Source organism: Amantichitinum ursilacus (assembly GCF_001294205.1).
Lineage (GTDB): Bacteria > Pseudomonadota > Gammaproteobacteria > Burkholderiales > Chitinibacteraceae > Amantichitinum > Amantichitinum ursilacus.
This window is the reverse complement of sequence record NZ_LAQT01000009.1, coordinates 205,429-221,176: the sequence shown is the minus strand read 5'-3', so window position 1 is coordinate 221,176 and position 15,748 is coordinate 205,429. Positions and strand designations below refer to the sequence as shown.

Below are 15,748 nucleotides of genomic sequence, written 5' to 3'. Positions count from 1 at the left end.
ACAAATGGCACGGTGATAACCCGCTCCGCACGCTAATGTGCGCGTAACTCTTGATGGCGCTTATGGAAAACCAGACCCCCACCCGCGTTCTCGTCGTTGATGACGACCACGAAATCCGCAGCCTGCTGGCCGATTACCTGGATACCCACGGCTTTCGCGCCTTTACCGCCAGTGACGGCGCAGGCATGCAACGTATGCTGGACGCCAACAAGGTCGATCTGGTGGTGCTGGATTTAACGCTGCCGGGCGAAGACGGCCTTACGCTGTGCCGCAATCTGCGGTCCGACTCCAACCTGCCGGTCATTATTCTGACCGCCCGCGGCGATCCGGTGGACCGCATTCTGGGCCTGGAAATGGGCGCGGACGACTATCTGACCAAGCCGTTTGAACCGCGCGAACTGGTGGCCCGCATCCGCACCGTACTACGCCGCACCTGGGCGCTGCCGCCCAACCTCGATACGCCGGACGCCACCGCCATGCGCTTTGCCGGCTGGACGCTCGATCTGCGTGCGCGCCATCTGGTGCGCCCCGATGGCGTGCTGGTAATGCTGTCGGGCGGCGAATTCCGCCTGCTTAAAACGCTGCTGGAACACCCGCAACGCGTGCTCAACCGCGACCAGATTCTCAACCTGACGCAAGGCCGCGACGCCGAGCCGTTCGAGCGCTCCATTGATCTGCAGATCAGCCGCTTGCGGCAAAAGCTGGACGACGACGCCAAGTCGCCGCAACTGATCAAAACCGTTCGTAACGAAGGCTACGTGCTTGCCGCCGTAGTGACGGTCGACCATTGAAAGCACGCCTCACCCGCCGTTGGCACAAGCTGACGGGCTCGATGACCAATCGCATCTTTCTGCTGCTGGCGGCGGGTGTGGTGCTGTCGATTCTGCTGACGCTGGAACTGGCGCGGCGCGAAGAACAGCAATCCATGCAACAACTGCGCGCGCAACACGATACCGAACGCGTGGCGCAGTTCATGCATTTGCTCAACGGCATTCCAGCCGAAGTGCGGCCGAAGATTGTCACGTCCAGTGGCCACGTGGGCTTGCGCGCCACGCTGGGCGGTGACGCCACGGTGCGCGGCGACGATGACCGCGCCCTGATGGCGTCGTTGCGCGCCCGTTTGCCTGCGGATGTCCAGGTGATGCACGCCAGCGCACAGGAACGCTGCGTGCGCTTTCCGCGCAGCTCGGATGACCGCCCGTTTGGACCGCGCCCCGAGGACGGCTTTGGCCCGCAAGAAGGACGACCTGATCCTGGCCCCGGCGGCATCAATACCGGCAACCCTGGGCCGCAAACCGAAATTCCGTGCATGCGCGTTGATCTGCAGCTAAGCGACGCCACGCCGGTGCATATCGCGATCGGTTCAGCGTTTGGCGGCCCGCCGCCATTCGGCCCGTTCGCCGCTGGCCGCCCGTTTCCCGTGCATCTATTGGTGTTCTTTGCGCTGATTGCCGCGTTGGCGTGGGTAGCGGCCCGCATGGTGATTTCGCCATTGCGGCGCTTGTCGCGCGCGGCCAGCGAACTGGGCGCCGATATCGAGCGCCAACCGCTGCGCGAAGAAGGCCCGTGGGAAATCCGCCGCGCCATCGCCGCGTTCAACACCATGCAGGCGCAGATTCGCGTCCATATCCAGCAACGCGTATTCATGCTGGCGGCCATCGCGCATGACCTGCAAACGCCGCTGACGCGCATCCGCCTGCGCCTGGAAAAAGTCGAAAACCCCGAACTGCGCGCGCAATTGCTCAATGATCTGGCGGCGATGCAGCAACTGGTGCGCGAAGGCCTCGATTTTGCCCGCAGCACCACGGCCGATCATATGCAGAATCTCGATCTGGATTCGCTGCTGGAAACGGTGTGCATCGATGCCGCCGACGCGGGCCAGGACGTGACATTGCGCAACCGCAGCGGCGTGGCCATCCGCGCCAATCCGGCATCGCTACAACGCTGCATGACCAATCTGATCGACAACGCCATCAAATACGGTGACGTCGCCATCGTCAGCACCGAACGGCGCGGCCGCCTGGTGGATATCCGCATCGAAGACCACGGCCCGGGCTTGCCCGACGATTATCTGGATAAAGTGTTTGAGCCGTTCTACCGCATGGAAAGCTCGCGCTCGCGCGAAACCGGCGGCGTGGGTCTGGGACTGGCGATTGCGCGCAATATCGTGCAACGCCACGGCGGCAACATCCGGCTGGAAAACACCGGCCACGGCATGGTGGCGATTGTGCAACTACCGCTGGCCGCCGCATAAACCCGGCCACAATGCATTTCAATTGACGGCGATATGGGCATGCCGCTTTGCTGGGTGGGTCTTGACCCACCGTATGGCTTGGCGCTGCCGTGGCGCGGTAACCGCCACGCTTTGATAGGGTGGGTCGAGACCCACCACCCCAAAGCAATCCCAACTGGCTGCCCGATCAGCGTCTCACTGACCGGCGCTCCCTGCTGTCGGCCCCATCAGGACGCCATGCTCTTCCAAGGCGTCAGGCGGCGTTGCAACCAGCGCAGGCCCAGTTCCAGCGCAAAGGCGATGATGGCGATGACGGCAATGCCCAGCACCACCACATCGGTCACCAGAAATTGCGCCGCCGATTGCACCATAAAGCCCAGCCCGCGCGTGGCGGCGATCAGCTCGGCCGCCACCAGCGTCGACCAGCCACTGCCCAAGCCGATGCGGATGCCCGTCAGAATGTCGGGCAGCGCATTCGGCAGCACCACGTAGAGCACGCTCTGCCAGCGTGTCGCGCCCAGCGCTTGCGCCGCGCGCAAACGCGCCGGGTCGACATGGCGCACGCCCGCCGCAGTGGCAATCGCAATCGGCGCAAAAATCGCCAGATAGATCAGCAAGACTTTCGATAACTCGCCGATACCAAACCAGATCACAATCAGCGGCAAATAAGCCAACGGCGGAATCGGCCGATAAAACTCGATCAGCGGATCAAGAATCGCATGCGCGCGCCGCGACAAGCCCATCGCCACGCCCACCGGCACCGCCAGCACCACTGCGGCCAGCAACGCCACCAGCATGCGGCCCAGGCTGGCGCCCAGATGCTGCCACAAGGTGGCGTCCATAAACCCGGTGGTGCTTACTGTCCAGGCTTTGCCCACCACGGCTTGCGGCGACGGCAAAAACACCGGCTGGATCAGCCCCGCAGTCGTCACCGCCCACCAGATCAACAGCAGCACGCCCACGGTTGTGGCGCTTGATACCCACGGTTTAAAGACCCGCTGCTCCGGCAACGGCCGCACGCCTGCAGCGCAACTGGCGCACTCCACGCTGGCCGCTTCGGTCACATCCAGTTCGGTGGTCAATAGCGTTTGCTCCATATCATTGCTCCTGACCGCGATGGGCAAAGATGCGCGCCAGCACGTGTTCGCGCGTGGCGATAAAAGACGGGTCGGATTTGATGCTGCGCGCCGATTCGCCTGCGGCGTAACGCCGGCCAAAATCCAGCGGCAGCCGCTCGACAATGCGGCCTGGCCGCGGCGACATCAGCACCAGATGCGTGGCCAGAAACACGGCTTCTTCGATGTCATGCGTAATCAGCAAAATGCGTTTGCCGTTGCGCCGCCACAGTTGCAGCAACAGCTCCTGCATCTGCTCGCGCGTAAAGGCGTCCAGCGCGGCAAACGGCTCATCCATCAGCAGCAATTGTGGGTCCGCCGCCAGCGCCCGCGCCAGCCCAACGCGCTGGCGCATGCCGCCCGACAATTGCCACACGTGTTGGCTGGCAAAGTCTTGCAGATCGACTTGCGCCAGTACGGCGCGCGCACGTTGTTCGCGCTCGGCCTTGGGCACGCGCTGCAACTTGAGGCCAAATGCCACGTTATCGAGCACATTCAGCCAGGGCAGCAGCGCGTTGTCCTGGAACACCACGCCGCGCGCGGCCGAGGGCGCGCTGATGCGCTCGCCGTTAAAGCGCACCACGCCCTGGCTGGGCTGCAAAAACCCCGCCGCCAGATTCAGCAGCGTGGTTTTGCCGCAGCCGGACGGCCCCAGCGCCACCACCACATCATCGTCAGCCACCCGCAGCGTGACGTTATGCAACGCGGGTTGGCTCTGGCCCGGATAGATCACACTGGCGGCTTCAAATTGCAGACCTTGCGTGGGGCTCATGGGGCGCGCTCCGGCAACAGGTTGGGATTATCGGGCGGCACGCACAAACTTGCCTTCCACCCACGGCGCGTAGTCGGGCTGCACGCTGTCCACTTTGCCTTGTTCTTTCAGAAACGCCGATGTGGCGGCCACGGCCTTGACGGTATTGGCGCCCAGCAAGTTACTTTGTTGGGTCGCATCCGGGTAGCCATTGCCTTCCAGCAAACCGGCAATTTCTTCGGGCTTGGCGCCGGTGAGACGCGACACCTTGTCCAGGTTGGCTTGATTGGCAATCCAGGCTTTCGGATTGGCGTTGTAATCGGCATAGGCTTTCAGCGTGACCTTGGCAAAGGCGGTAACAAAGTCGGGATTCTTGCTGGCGAAATCCTTGCGCACGATCCACGCATCAAACGTCGGCGCGCCCCACTTGCCCACGTCCGCCGACGTCACCAGCAGCTTGCCGGTTTCTTTGGCTTTGCCCAAAGCCGGGTCCCACACGTAAGCGGCATCGATGTCGCCACGTTGCCAGGCGGCGGTGATTTCGGACGGACGCAGATTGATGATCTGCACTTTGGACGGATCAATCTGCCAGTGTTTCAGCGCGGCCAGCAGGCTGTAATGCGTAGTCGAAACAAACGGCACGGCGATCTTTTTACCGATCAGATCGGCCGGTTTATTGATGCTGGGCCGCACCACCAGCGCTTCGGCCGAACCAATCTGGATAGCGATCAAGAACGTTTCCACCGGCAAGCCCCGGCTGGCCGCAGCGGCCAGCGGGCTGGAACCCACATAACCCACTTGCACATCGCCGGACGCCACCGCGGCTATCACTTCCGCGCCACTTTCAAATTTGCGCCAGTTGATTTTGCTGTGCGTGGCTTTCTCATACACGCCGTCCGCCTGCGCCACTTTGGCGGGCTCCACGGTGGTTTGATACGCCACGGTCACGTCGTCCGCTGCGTGTACGCCGGTGGCCGCAACGGCCAGCGTCAACGGCGCCAACCAGCCCAGCCAGCGCGCTTTGTTCAATGTGCTCATATTCAGTCCCCGTTCGTGTGTTTGTTGTAGGCACGCCTGCTGACGTGAGCGGCCAATCTAGCAAAGCACATTACAAACCAAAAAGAATAATAAGTGCGATTGTTATTCTTTTTTGTTTGTAATTCAGGATTGCTTAGGCATTGCCACCGCACGCATGCATTGGCGCGCCGCAACATCGAAACTTCTTGCGCCTGCCGCAGCGACACCCTACAAAAATGTAATCGTTTACATTCGACTACATTCATGTCCGAACCCCGCGCTAACCTACCCCGCCCTGCCCCTGCGCCGTCGGTATCGATTGCCGCCGTGGCGCGCCACGCCAATGTGTCGGTGGCCACGGTATCACGCGTGCTGAACGGCCAGCAGGTGGTGAAACCCGCCACGCGTGACGCGGTGATGGCCGCGGTGCAAACGCTGGGTTATCGCGTTAACGAAATGGCGCGCAATCTGCGCACCGCCGAAAGCCGCTTGCTGTTGGTGCTGGTGCCGGACGTAGGCAATCCATTTTATGCCGAGATCATGCGCGGCATCGATAGCGTGGCGCGCCAGCATGGTTATCTGGTGGTGCTGTGCGACACCGGCGCCGATGTGGAACGCGAGCACACCTGGTTTGATCTGTTACGCCGCCGGCGCGCGGACGGCGCGATTTGCCTCGACCCGGATACCGTGCAGCACGCGCTGGCGCACGACAACGCCCATCTGGCCTGGGTGGCCTGCGCCGAGTTCGACCCCGCCATGGCCGTGCCGTATGTGGGCATCGACAACCGTCTGGCCGCGCGCGATGCCGTGCAGCATTTGCTGGAACGCGGCCATCGCCGTATCGGGTTGATCAACACGGACGAAACCTGGCTGTACGCGCGGCAACGCAAGCAAGGTTGGCACGATGCGCTGACCGAAGCGGGCATCACGCCGCGGGCCGATTGGTGCATCAACACGCATAGCCTGGATTACGCGGCCGGCAACGCGGCGATGACGCAACTGCTCGCGCTGGCCGCGCCGCCCACCGCCGTGTTTGCGGTATCCGACACGTTGGCCATCGGCGCGCTGGCCGGTGCGCGCAGCCTGGGCAAGCGCATTCCGCACGATGTGGCCGTGGTCGGTTTCGACGATATCGCGCTGGCCGCGCAGACCGATCCGCCGCTGACCACCGTGGCGCAGCCGATGCGACAACTGGGCGAAACCGCCGTGCAATTGCTGCTGGATTTGCTGGCTGACCGCGGCCGCCCGCCCGCCCATGTACTGCTGCCGCACCGGCTAGCCCTCCGCGCGAGCGCCTGAACATGAGCCTGAAGATACGCTTTGAACAAATCAGCAAACGCTTCGGCCCGGTGGAAGTACTGCACGAGGTCAGCTTTGGCGTGGCGCCCGGCCGCATTTACGGCTTGCTGGGCGAAAACGGCGCGGGCAAATCCACGCTGATGAAGATTCTGGCCGGCTACGAGCAAGCCAGCGCAGGGCAACTATGGGTGGATGACCACGCACAGACCTTTACCGGCCCGCGCCAGGCCGAGGCTAACGGCATCGTGCTGATCCACCAGGAATTCAACCTGGCCGAGCATCTGAGCATTGCGCAGAACATTTTTCTCGGCCACGAAATCAAGCGCCACGGCTTGCTGGATGACCGCGCCATGCACGCTGCCACGCGCCATTATCTGGACCAGGTGGGGCTGAGCGCCGACCCGGCTACGCCGGTGCGGCGGCTGATCGTCGCCGAGAAGCAGTTGGTGGAAATCGCCAAGGCTTTGTCGCGTAATGCGCGCTTGCTGATCATGGACGAACCTACTGCCACGCTCACGCCTGGCGAAACCGAGCGCTTGTTTACGCTGATGCGCAAGCTGCGCGCCGATGGCGTCACGCTGTTGTATATCTCGCACAAGCTGGACGAGGTGGAACGCATCACCGACGAGATTGTGGTGATGCGCGATGGCCGCTTTGTCACCCGCGCGCCCACCGCCAGCGTCACGCGGCAGCAGATGGCCAATCTGATGGTGGGGCGCGATGTGTCCGAGCTGTTTCCGCCGCGCTTGCCCCCTGCCACTGATGCGCCGGAGGTGTTTGCCGTTAACCATCTCAAGGTGCCGGGCTGGATGCAGGATCTGAGTTTTAGCGTGCGGGCGGGCGAGATCCTCGGCTTTGCCGGTCTGGTTGGCGCGGGCCGTACCGAGGCGTTTGAGGCCATCATCGGTTTGCGTGCCCGCAGCGGCGGCGACTTTGCCATCAACGGCCAGCCGGTGCGTCTGAACAACCCGCGCGCGGCCATGCGCCACGGCCTGACCTATCTGAGCGAAGACCGCAAAGGCAAAGGCCTGCATGTCGACCTGGGCCTGCGGCAAAACCTGACCTTGATGACGCTGGAACGCTATGCCCACCCCTTGCTGGACGTGGCCGCCGAAACTGCCGCGCTGACGCGTGCCGTCCATGACTTTGGCATCCGTACCGGCGACATTAACAGCAAGGCGCGCATGCTGTCGGGCGGCAATCAGCAAAAGCTGGCGCTGGCCAAATTTCTGCATCCCGACCCCAAGGTGGTGGTGCTGGACGAGCCCACGCGTGGCGTGGATGTCGGGGCCAAGCGCGATATCTATTTCCTGATCCAGGCGCTGGCGCAGCAAGGCCGCGCGGTGATCGTCATTTCCAGCGAATTACTGGAGTTGATCGGCCTGTGCCATCGCGTAGCGGTATTACGCGGTGGCCAGTTGCAGACCACGCTGGATGCAGACCAACTGACTGAAGAGGCTTTGATCGGCTATGCCACTGGCACCCACTGAAACGCCGCGCGCCAGCCTGCGCTGGCTGGGCAAACTGCATGCGGTCGGGCCGCTGTTGGGGCTGCTGGTGCTGTGTGTGGCGGGCACGTTGCTCAACAGCGATTTCGCCACGTTCGACAACATGATGAACGTGCTGACGCGCACCGCTTTTATCGGAATTATCGCGGTGGGCATGACGTTTGTGATCATGTCCGGCGGCATCGATTTGTCGGTCGGTTCGATGGCGGCGTTGATTGCCGGCAGCATGATCTTGCTGATGAACAAACTGGGCACCGGAACATTGGCGGCGCATCCGGTCGCGGTCGTGGGTTTGGGGATCACACTGGCCCTGGTGCTGGGCGCAGTGTTTGGCGCTATCCACGGATTGCTGATTACGCGCGGCCGCATCGAGCCGTTTATTGTCACGCTGGGCACGCTCGGCATCTTTCGTGCGGTGCTGACGTGGCTGGCCGATGGCGGCGCGCTGACGCTCGAAAACACGCTCACCGATGTCTACAGCCCGGTGTATTACGGCGCGGTGTTGGGCGTGCCGATACCTGTGTGGATTTTTGTACTGGTGGCGCTGCTGGGCGCGCTATTGCTGAACCGCACCGCCTTTGGCCGCCACGTGCAAGCAATCGGTTCCAACGAACAAGTGGCGCGCTATGCCGCCATCCGCGTCGATCTGGTCAAGACGCTCACCCATGCCTTGCTGGGCCTGTGCGTGGGCATTGCCACCTTGTTGTATGTGCCACGGCTGGGCTCGGCCACCCCCACCACCGGCTTGCTGTGGGAGCTGGAAGCCATTGCCGCTGTCGTGGTGGGCGGCACCGCGCTGAAAGGTGGCGAAGGCCGCGTATTCGGTACGGTCATCGGCGCCATTCTGCTGTCGGTGATCAGCAATATTCTTAATCTCACCAGCATCATCAGCGTGTATCTCAACGCCGCCGTGCAAGGTGGGGTAATTATCGTGGTCGCGTTTTTGCAGCGCTCACGTCGTTAACGAAGGCATCCCCGCCTTCCTGCCCGGGCGCGCAGACAGCGCCCTTGGAGACCCACCATGAAACGCTTGATGTGCGTGATCAGCGCCAGCTTGCTGGCCTTGTCCACCCTCGCCCACGCGGCCGAAAAAGTAACGCTGGGCGTGTCGATTCCTACGGCCACCCACAGCTTTACCGCCGGCATTGTGTGGTGGGCCAACGAGGCGAAAAAAGAACTGGAAAAGCAACATCCCGATCTGAAAGTGATCGTCAAAACCGCCAGCGCTGCACCCGAGCAAGCCAACCAGCTGCAGGACTTGCTGACCGTTAACAAGATCAATGCGCTGGTGGTGTTTCCGTTTGAATCGGCGTCGTTAACCAAGCCGGTGGCGCAAGTCAAAGCCAAAGGCGTGTATGTGACGGTGGTGGACCGCGGCTTGACGGATACCAGCGCGCAAGATGCTTATGTGGCGGGCGACAATACCGCCTTCGGCAAATTGCCCGCCGAATATCTGGCCAAACAATTCAATGGCAAGGGCGACATCGTGGTGTTGCGTGGCATTCCCACCACGCTGGATAACGAACGCTTTGATGCCTTTAATGGCGTGATCAAAACCCATCCGGACATGAAAATTCTTGATGCCAAATACGGCAACTGGAACCGTGATGACGCCTTCAAGGTAATGCAGGATTATCTGACGCGCTTTAAACATATTGATGCCGTCTGGGCCGCCGACGACGATATGGCGGTGGGCGTGCTGAAAGCCATCAGCCAGGCCAAGCGCACCGACATCAAAGAAGTGTTTGGCGGCGCGGGCGCCAAAGGGGCGGTCAAAACCATTATGGATGGCAGCAATCCGCTGATTAAAGCCGACGTGTCGTATTCGCCCAAGTTTATTTATGACGCGATTAAATTGACGGCAGAAGCGCGGCTAAAAGGTGAGAAATTGCCCGCCAATACCATTATCCCCTCGGTATTGATTACCAAAGACAACGCCAAACAGTTCTATTTTCCGGATTCGCCTTTCTGATTTTGCCCAGGCCGCCCACAAGGCGGCGCCATCTGGTATAGCTTTAAGACGTTGCACGCGGAGACTGCACGATGATCACGATCAAAGGCCCGGCGATTTTTCTGGCGCAATACATGGGCGAAGCCACGCCATTTGATAGCCTGGCAAATCTGGCGCAATGGGCGGCGGGCTACGGCTTTGCCGCAGTGCAAATCCCCGCCGACCCGCGCTTGATTGACTTGCAGCAAGCCGCCACCAGCCAGGCCTATTGCGATGATTTACTGGACATGCTGGCCGGTTACGGCATGCAGATTTCCGAGCTATCCACGCATTTGCAAGGCCAGCTGGTGGCGGTGCATCCCGCGTACGACAGTCTGTTTGATGGCTTTGCGCCTGTAGCCGTGCGTGGCAACCCGCCCGCGCGCACGGCTTGGGCGACGGAGCAATTAAAGCTGGCGGCGCAGGCTTCCAAAAGGCTGGGCTTGCGCGCGCATGTCACTTTTTCTGGCGCGCTGGCCTGGCCGTATCTTTATCCATGGCCGCAACGGCCCGAAGGGCTGATCGAAACCGCGTTTGACACCTTATGCACACGCTGGCGGCCGATTCTGGATGAATTTGACGCGGCTGGCGTCGATGTCTGCTACGAGTTGCACCCGGGCGAAGATCTGCACGATGGCATCACCTTTGAGCGCTTTCTGCAGGGCGTGGAACATCATCCGCGCGCCAACATCCTGTACGACCCCAGCCATATGGTGCTGCAACAGCTGGATTATCTTGAGTTTATTGACTTCTACCACGCACGCATCAAGGCGTTTCACGTCAAGGACGCTGAGTTTCGTCCCAATGGCCGCCAAGGGGTCTATGGCGGTTACAGCAACTGGATTGATCGCGCCGGGCGGTTTAGATCGCTGGGCGATGGCCAGATCGACTTTCGCGCCATCTTCTCGAAAATGGCGCAATACGATTTCCCTGGCTGGGCGGTGCTGGAGTGGGAATGTTGTCTCAAGCACCCGCAAGAAGGGGCGCGCCAGGGCGCCGAATTTATCCGCGAACACATCATCGTGGTGGCAGAACGCGCGTTTGACGACTTTGCCGGCAGCGGCGTTAACGCAGCACAAATCCAGCAACTACTACGCCTGGGAGGCCGTTAATGCAGAGACGTTTACGCTTGGGCATGGTGGGTGGCGGACAAGGCGCGTTTATCGGCGCAGTGCATCGGCTGGCGGCGCGCATCGATGATTGCTACGAACTGGTGGCGGGCGCGTTATCGGCGGACCCCGACCGCGCCGCCGCCAGCGCCGCCGCCGCCCGTATCGACCCCCTGCGCAGTTACGCCGACTACCACACCATGGCGCAGGCCGAAGCTGAGCGCGAGGACGGGATTGATGTGGTCGCCATCGTTACGCCCAATCATTTGCATGCGCCGGTAGCGACCGCGTTTCTGGAAGCGGGTATCCACGTTATTTGCGATAAACCGCTGGCGATTTCGTTGCAGGAAGGGCTGGAATTGCAGCGCCTGGCGCGCTTGCACAACAAGGTGTTTGCATTAACGCACACCTATTCCGGCTATCCCATGGTGCGGCACGCGCGCGAGATGGTGACCAGCGGCGGCCTGGGCGACATCCGGGTAATCCAGGTGGAATATGCGCAGGACTGGTTGTCCGAACCGCTGGAGCTGGCCGGCAGTAAACAAGCGGGCTGGCGCGCCGATCCACAACGCGCCGGACCGGCGGGCTGCCTGGGTGATATCGGCACGCATGCGTATCATCTGGCCAGCTATGTCAGCGGCATGCAGCCAACCCGCATCGCGGCCGAGCTGCATACGTTTGTGCCGGGGCGGCAACTGGATGATCACGTGCAGGCCATGCTGCGCTATGCCAATGGCGCGCGCGGAATGTTGTGGGCCAGTCAGGTGGCGGCCGGCGAAGAAAACGCGCTGAAATTACGCGTCTATGGCACGAAAGCCGGGCTGGCGTTTGACCAGCAAAACCCCAACGAACTGCTGGTGACCCCGCTGGCGGGCGAAACCCGCCGCATTACGCGCGGCCGCGCGCAGAGTGAAGCCGCCGCGCACGCCACGCGCGTGCCGCCGGGCCATCCGGAAGGCTATCTGGAAGCTTTTGCCCAGCTGTACCAGGATGCGGCCTTGCAGATTCTGGCCGTCGACGCGGGCCTGCCCTTGCCGCCGGAAAGCAGCTTCTTGACGACGGTGGAGGATGGCGTGCGCGGCATGCAGTTTATCGACGCCGTGCTGCGCAGCCATCGCAACGATAGTCAGTGGACCGCACTGACGTCGTAGCGATAGCTGCGGTGCTTGTGCCGTGGCGGCCGCTGCGGTACCTGGACCACAAGCTAGATCAGCCGTGAAAGCTGGTTCTCGATCTGGTCCAACCAGCCGCTTTGCGCGGCGGCGATCGCGATAAAACCCGCGCTAAAGCGCGCATCGGCGGCCACGTTCCGCCAATACGCGCGCGCCAGCGGCAACATCGCGCGCCACACTGCGGGCACCGGTTGGCTGGGCACGATCAGCGGCGGCAGCTCATCACGCATCAGACCGTTGCGATCAGGCGCGAGCGCCATCGGCAGCATGTCGTAACACGGCGCCAAGGGCAGCGGCAGTTGGCCGTGATGCAGAAACGCGATGTTGCCGTGATGCATGTCGCAGTTGCCAATCAAACGGCCGAAGGCATAAAACTGCGCCGCCTGTTCAGCCGCTTGCGCAGTGATATAACCGTTGGCCGCCAACTGGCGCGTCAGCTCGGGCCACGCATGTTGCGCCTGGCCGATCACACCGGCCTCCAGCGCCGCCAGCGAAATCAAACCGCAGCGCCCCGCCGCGCCCAGACGATCAAAGCGTGTTAGCTGCAAAAAGCGTTGCTCCGGCGTATCGAGCACATTGCTTTCCGCAGCCGGTAAACCGTGGGCTCGCAGGGTTTCCAGTGCATGGTGTTCGGCCAGCAGCAAATCGCGCCAGCGTTGCGTGCTGGACGTATCGGCGGCCACGCTGAACTTGACCAGCACCGGCTGCTGCCAGGCATCGGCCGCGTCGCCATCGCGCAAGGTGCAGGCAAACTTGGGTTGTTCGCCAGCCGCCGACGAGCCCACTGGCTCACCCGCCAGCACCAGGCTCGCTAACTGTGGGTAGCGCGTGGCGCGCGCCGCCATTTGCACCACCTCACCGTCGGGGCGCGCCAGCCACGCAGTGCGCGCGGCTTCGCCCAGCAACAGATTGCCGATATTGTCTTGCTCGCCCGCCGCCAACGCGCGCAGCACGTGATTGTCGTCCCACGTGGTCAGATCGGCAGGCAAGCCCAACGGCACGGCGCGACGCTGCACCCACGTCCGCCCCAGAAAACCTTGCGGACGCATATCCTGCAGCCACCAGGGCAGGCCTTCGAACAGTTCGTCAGCGCTGCCATCCGTAAAGCGCACCAGCACATGCGGATTGGGGTAAACCGGCAACAGCTCGCCCCACTGCTGCACCTGGCCCGCTGGTGTTACGCGAAACAGCGGCAGCACGCGTTGGCCGTCGATTGCGCGGCTGGCCAGATAACGCGTGCTACGCGCCTGGCCCGTGCGCACCACGGCCACCCCGGCCGCGCGTAGCTGACGCGACAAGGTAGGCTGGCTAACGCCCAAAACGCGGCACAGCGTGGCCGCATCGGCCGCGCCACGCTGCAATGTATCGAGTAAAAGCCCCGTCAAACCCGGGCTGGATGCCTCCGCCATCGCGGCCACCTGAATCAATCATGAATAGATAATGAATAGATACTAACAAGATTCAGGATTGATTCATAATGGTTTTTTGGCCGCCATAGCTGCAAGGTGAATAGATCGGTTTACTTGGCGTACAGTTGTTCCGCCGGTGTGGATATTGGCTTGACGCGAATCTCGAAGCGTCCGGTCTTCCACAACACCAGCGTGGCCACCAGCCCGCAGGCGGCGGCAAAACTCAGCCATACGCCCGGCATCGCCTTGTTGCCGGTCAGGTGGATCAACCAGGTGGAAATCGCGGGCGTAAACCCACCAAAAATGGCGGCCGCCAGGCTATATGCCATCGAGAAACCGGTGGTACGCACTTCCACCGGCATGATCTCGGTCAGCGCCACCACCATCGCGCCGTTATAGCTGCCGTAGAGAAACGACAACCACAGCTCCACTAGCAGCAGATGGGTAAACGACGGCGCTTGCACCAGCCACGACAACACCGGATACGCAGTGAGCAAGCTCAGCACCGTAAACGTGAGCAACAGCGGCTTGCGCCCGACGCGATCCGACAACGCGCCCATTACCGGCAGCCAGAACAGATTGGATAAGCCGATGCAGACGGTGACGATAAAGTTGTCGCTCTCGCCCAGTTTGAGCACGGTTTTGCCAAAGGTCGGCGTGTAAGCGGTAATCAGATAAAACGAGACGGTGGTGGTGACCACCAACAGCGTGGCAATGCCCACCAGCTGCCAGTTTTGCAGCACCGACGCCAGAATCTGTTTGGGCGTTGGCCGCGTTTTGCGAGCGGCAAAGGCTTCGGTTTCGCGCAACGACGCGCGCAGGATAAACAGGAACGGCACGATCATGCAGCCAATCAAAAACGGCACGCGCCAGCCGTAATCATCCATTTGCTGCGTGCTCAGACTGGCGTGCAGGATGACGCCCAACAGTGCGGCAAATACCACCGCCACTTGCTGGCTGGCCGATTGCCATGCCACAAAAAAGCCTTTGCGGCCCGGTGGCGCAATCTCGGACAGATAAACCGACGCGCCGCCCAACTCCACCCCGGCCGAGAATCCTTGCAACAGGCGGCCAATCACCACCAGCAACGGCGCCGCCAGGCCGATCGTGCTATAGGCGGGCACACACGCCACCAACAAGGTGCCACAGGCCATCAAGCCCAGAGTCAGCATCAAGCCCGCGCGGCGGCCGTGATGATCGATATAGGCGCCCAGCACAATGGCGCCCAGTGGCCGCATCAAGAACCCCGCGCCGAAGGTCATCAGCGCCAACATCAGGGACAGGAATTCGCTATCGGAAGGAAAGAAGGTTTTGGCGATATTGCTGGCGTAATAGCCGTACACCATAAAGTCATACATTTCGAGAAAATTGCCGCTGGTGACGCGTAATACAGCGCCGGCCAGGCTTTGCGGTTTTTGCTGCATGGGAGTGGCTGACATGGCAAAACCTCATCCGTGTGCGGTTATAAGAATCCGCGCCCGGCGGGGTACGCGGGGACGTGCAAGCCGGAACGCGGTCCGGCTTTAACGCCGCGTAGTCTCAACCAGTTGACTACATTCGTCACAAATCCGCCCTAATGCCGAGGCCGTCACAGGCGCTACACCGTACATGCGTGTTATCTTATGTCGCTTACTAAGGACGCCAGACATGACGCAGCCCAACCCCGCTGATCCGCTTTCGCTTGAGCAACAACTGTGTTTTCCGTTGTACGCCGCCAGCAATATGCTGACGCGCTTGTATCGCCCGTTGCTGGACGAGCTGGGGCTGACGTATCCGCAATATCTGGTGTTGATGGCGCTGTGGCAAAACGCGCCACAAAGCGTGGGCGAACTGGGGCGCTTGCTGCATCTGGACAGTGGCACGCTGACGCCGTTACTCAAGCGCATGCAACAAAATGATCTGGTCACGCGTGAACGCGATCCGGACGATGAACGCCGCGTGGTGATCAATCTGACCGCGCGGGCGCGCGAGATGAAAACCCAGGCGGCGTCGATTCCTGCCCGCCTGATTTGTGCATTTCCGATGCCCGCCGATGACATCGTTACGCTGCGCGCGCAGTTGCAGGACTTTGTGCAAGTACTGGCGCAAGCTGATCCGCGTCAGCGCGATCACAGTAACGAAAACGGCTGCTAAACCACGCCAGTC

Annotated in this window: 14 protein-coding genes; 9 read left to right on the top strand and 5 right to left on the bottom strand. The window is 61.8% G+C overall.

Features of this window, described 5'->3' with window-relative positions; genetic code table 11:
• Positions 1 to 62: 62 nt before the first annotated feature.
• On the top strand, positions 63 to 791 hold the full coding sequence (locus tag WG78_RS12340) for a response regulator (protein ID WP_053938268.1): 729 nt from the start codon (positions 63 to 65) through the stop codon (positions 789 to 791).
• Positions 788 to 2,254 (top strand): ATP-binding protein, encoded by a 1,467-nt coding sequence (locus tag WG78_RS12335; protein ID WP_053938129.1) that lies wholly within the window; start codon positions 788 to 790, stop codon positions 2,252 to 2,254. The genes WG78_RS12340 and WG78_RS12335 overlap by 4 nt, the downstream gene beginning before the upstream one ends.
• 206 nt (positions 2,255 to 2,460) lie before the next feature.
• Here WG78_RS12335 and tauC read toward each other — a convergent pair whose 3' ends face one another.
• Genes tauC through tauA form a run of 3 tightly spaced genes read right to left on the bottom strand, consistent with a single transcriptional unit; the run spans position 2,461 to position 5,137 of the window.
• The gene (gene tauC / locus WG78_RS12330) at positions 2,461 to 3,330 is read right to left on the bottom strand and encodes a taurine ABC transporter permease TauC (protein ID WP_083458997.1); all 870 of its coding nucleotides are present in this window, start codon (positions 3,328 to 3,330) and stop codon (positions 2,461 to 2,463) included.
• Between the two features lies 1 nt (position 3,331).
• The gene (gene tauB, locus WG78_RS12325; protein ID WP_053938128.1) at positions 3,332 to 4,120 is read right to left on the bottom strand and encodes a taurine ABC transporter ATP-binding subunit; all 789 of its coding nucleotides are present in this window, start codon (positions 4,118 to 4,120) and stop codon (positions 3,332 to 3,334) included.
• Positions 4,121 to 4,147: 27 nt separating this feature from the next.
• A complete protein-coding gene (gene tauA, locus WG78_RS12320) occupies positions 4,148 to 5,137 on the bottom strand; it encodes a taurine ABC transporter substrate-binding protein (RefSeq protein ID WP_053938127.1) in 990 nt (329 codons plus the stop codon).
• 243 nt (positions 5,138 to 5,380) lie between these two features.
• Between tauA and WG78_RS12315 the strand changes: the two genes are divergently transcribed.
• From WG78_RS12315 to WG78_RS12290, 6 genes are all read left to right on the top strand, one after another.
• A complete protein-coding gene (locus tag WG78_RS12315; protein ID WP_083458995.1) occupies positions 5,381 to 6,415 on the top strand; it encodes a LacI family DNA-binding transcriptional regulator in 1,035 nt (344 codons plus the stop codon).
• A gap of 2 nt (positions 6,416 to 6,417) precedes the next feature.
• Positions 6,418 to 7,905, top strand: coding sequence for a sugar ABC transporter ATP-binding protein (locus tag WG78_RS12310; protein ID WP_053938125.1), 1,488 nt, complete (start codon positions 6,418 to 6,420; stop codon positions 7,903 to 7,905).
• Positions 7,886 to 8,887 carry an ABC transporter permease gene (locus WG78_RS12305; RefSeq protein WP_053938124.1) on the top strand — a complete coding sequence of 334 codons (1,002 nt, stop codon included), beginning with the start codon at positions 7,886 to 7,888 and terminating at the stop codon, positions 8,885 to 8,887. The genes WG78_RS12310 and WG78_RS12305 overlap by 20 nt, the downstream gene beginning before the upstream one ends.
• Before the next feature lie 57 nt (positions 8,888 to 8,944).
• On the top strand, positions 8,945 to 9,895 hold the full coding sequence (locus WG78_RS12300) for a substrate-binding domain-containing protein (RefSeq protein WP_053938123.1): 951 nt from the start codon (positions 8,945 to 8,947) through the stop codon (positions 9,893 to 9,895).
• A gap of 71 nt (positions 9,896 to 9,966) precedes the next feature.
• On the top strand, positions 9,967 to 11,025 hold the full coding sequence (locus WG78_RS12295) for a sugar phosphate isomerase/epimerase family protein (RefSeq protein WP_053938122.1): 1,059 nt from the start codon (positions 9,967 to 9,969) through the stop codon (positions 11,023 to 11,025).
• Entirely contained in the window at positions 11,025 to 12,173 is a 1,149-nt protein-coding gene (locus WG78_RS12290) for a Gfo/Idh/MocA family protein (RefSeq protein ID WP_053938121.1), read from the top strand. The genes WG78_RS12295 and WG78_RS12290 overlap by 1 nt, the downstream gene beginning before the upstream one ends.
• A 53-nt stretch (positions 12,174 to 12,226) precedes the next feature.
• On the opposite strand, the gene yjjJ is transcribed toward WG78_RS12290, so the two are convergent.
• Both yjjJ and WG78_RS12280 read right to left on the bottom strand, forming a co-directional pair.
• A complete protein-coding gene (yjjJ, locus tag WG78_RS12285; RefSeq protein WP_152969181.1) occupies positions 12,227 to 13,603 on the bottom strand; it encodes a type II toxin-antitoxin system HipA family toxin YjjJ in 1,377 nt (458 codons plus the stop codon).
• Between the two features lie 110 nt (positions 13,604 to 13,713).
• Positions 13,714 to 15,042 carry an MFS transporter gene (locus tag WG78_RS12280; protein ID WP_201782424.1) on the bottom strand — a complete coding sequence of 443 codons (1,329 nt, stop codon included), beginning with the start codon at positions 15,040 to 15,042 and terminating at the stop codon, positions 13,714 to 13,716.
• A 208-nt stretch (positions 15,043 to 15,250) separates the two neighbouring features.
• On the opposite strand from WG78_RS12280, the gene WG78_RS12275 reads away from it, so the two are divergent.
• The gene (locus WG78_RS12275; protein ID WP_053938118.1) at positions 15,251 to 15,736 is read left to right on the top strand and encodes a MarR family winged helix-turn-helix transcriptional regulator; all 486 of its coding nucleotides are present in this window, start codon (positions 15,251 to 15,253) and stop codon (positions 15,734 to 15,736) included.
• Positions 15,737 to 15,748 lie beyond the last annotated feature (12 nt).

Bases quoted from the DNA above. Each gene is read 5' to 3' on its own strand.
- WG78_RS12340 (WP_053938268.1), top strand. From the start codon at position 63: ATGGAAAACCAGACCCCCACCCGCGTTCTCGTCGTTGATGACGACCAC.
- tauC (WP_083458997.1), bottom strand. From the start codon at position 3,330: ATGGAGCAAACGCTATTGACCACCGAACTGGATGTGACCGAAGCGGCC.
- tauB (WP_053938128.1), bottom strand. From the start codon at position 4,120: ATGAGCCCCACGCAAGGTCTGCAATTTGAAGCCGCCAGTGTGATCTAT.
- tauA (WP_053938127.1), bottom strand. From the start codon at position 5,137: ATGAGCACATTGAACAAAGCGCGCTGGCTGGGCTGGTTGGCGCCGTTG.
- WG78_RS12315 (WP_083458995.1), top strand. From the start codon at position 5,381: ATGTCCGAACCCCGCGCTAACCTACCCCGCCCTGCCCCTGCGCCGTCG.
- WG78_RS12310 (WP_053938125.1), top strand. From the start codon at position 6,418: ATGAGCCTGAAGATACGCTTTGAACAAATCAGCAAACGCTTCGGCCCG.
- WG78_RS12305 (WP_053938124.1), top strand. From the start codon at position 7,886: ATGCCACTGGCACCCACTGAAACGCCGCGCGCCAGCCTGCGCTGGCTG.
- WG78_RS12300 (WP_053938123.1), top strand. From the start codon at position 8,945: ATGAAACGCTTGATGTGCGTGATCAGCGCCAGCTTGCTGGCCTTGTCC.
- WG78_RS12295 (WP_053938122.1), top strand. From the start codon at position 9,967: ATGATCACGATCAAAGGCCCGGCGATTTTTCTGGCGCAATACATGGGC.
- WG78_RS12290 (WP_053938121.1), top strand. From the start codon at position 11,025: ATGCAGAGACGTTTACGCTTGGGCATGGTGGGTGGCGGACAAGGCGCG.
- yjjJ (WP_152969181.1), bottom strand. From the start codon at position 13,603: ATGGCGGAGGCATCCAGCCCGGGTTTGACGGGGCTTTTACTCGATACA.
- WG78_RS12280 (WP_201782424.1), bottom strand. From the start codon at position 15,042: ATGTCAGCCACTCCCATGCAGCAAAAACCGCAAAGCCTGGCCGGCGCT.
- WG78_RS12275 (WP_053938118.1), top strand. From the start codon at position 15,251: ATGACGCAGCCCAACCCCGCTGATCCGCTTTCGCTTGAGCAACAACTG.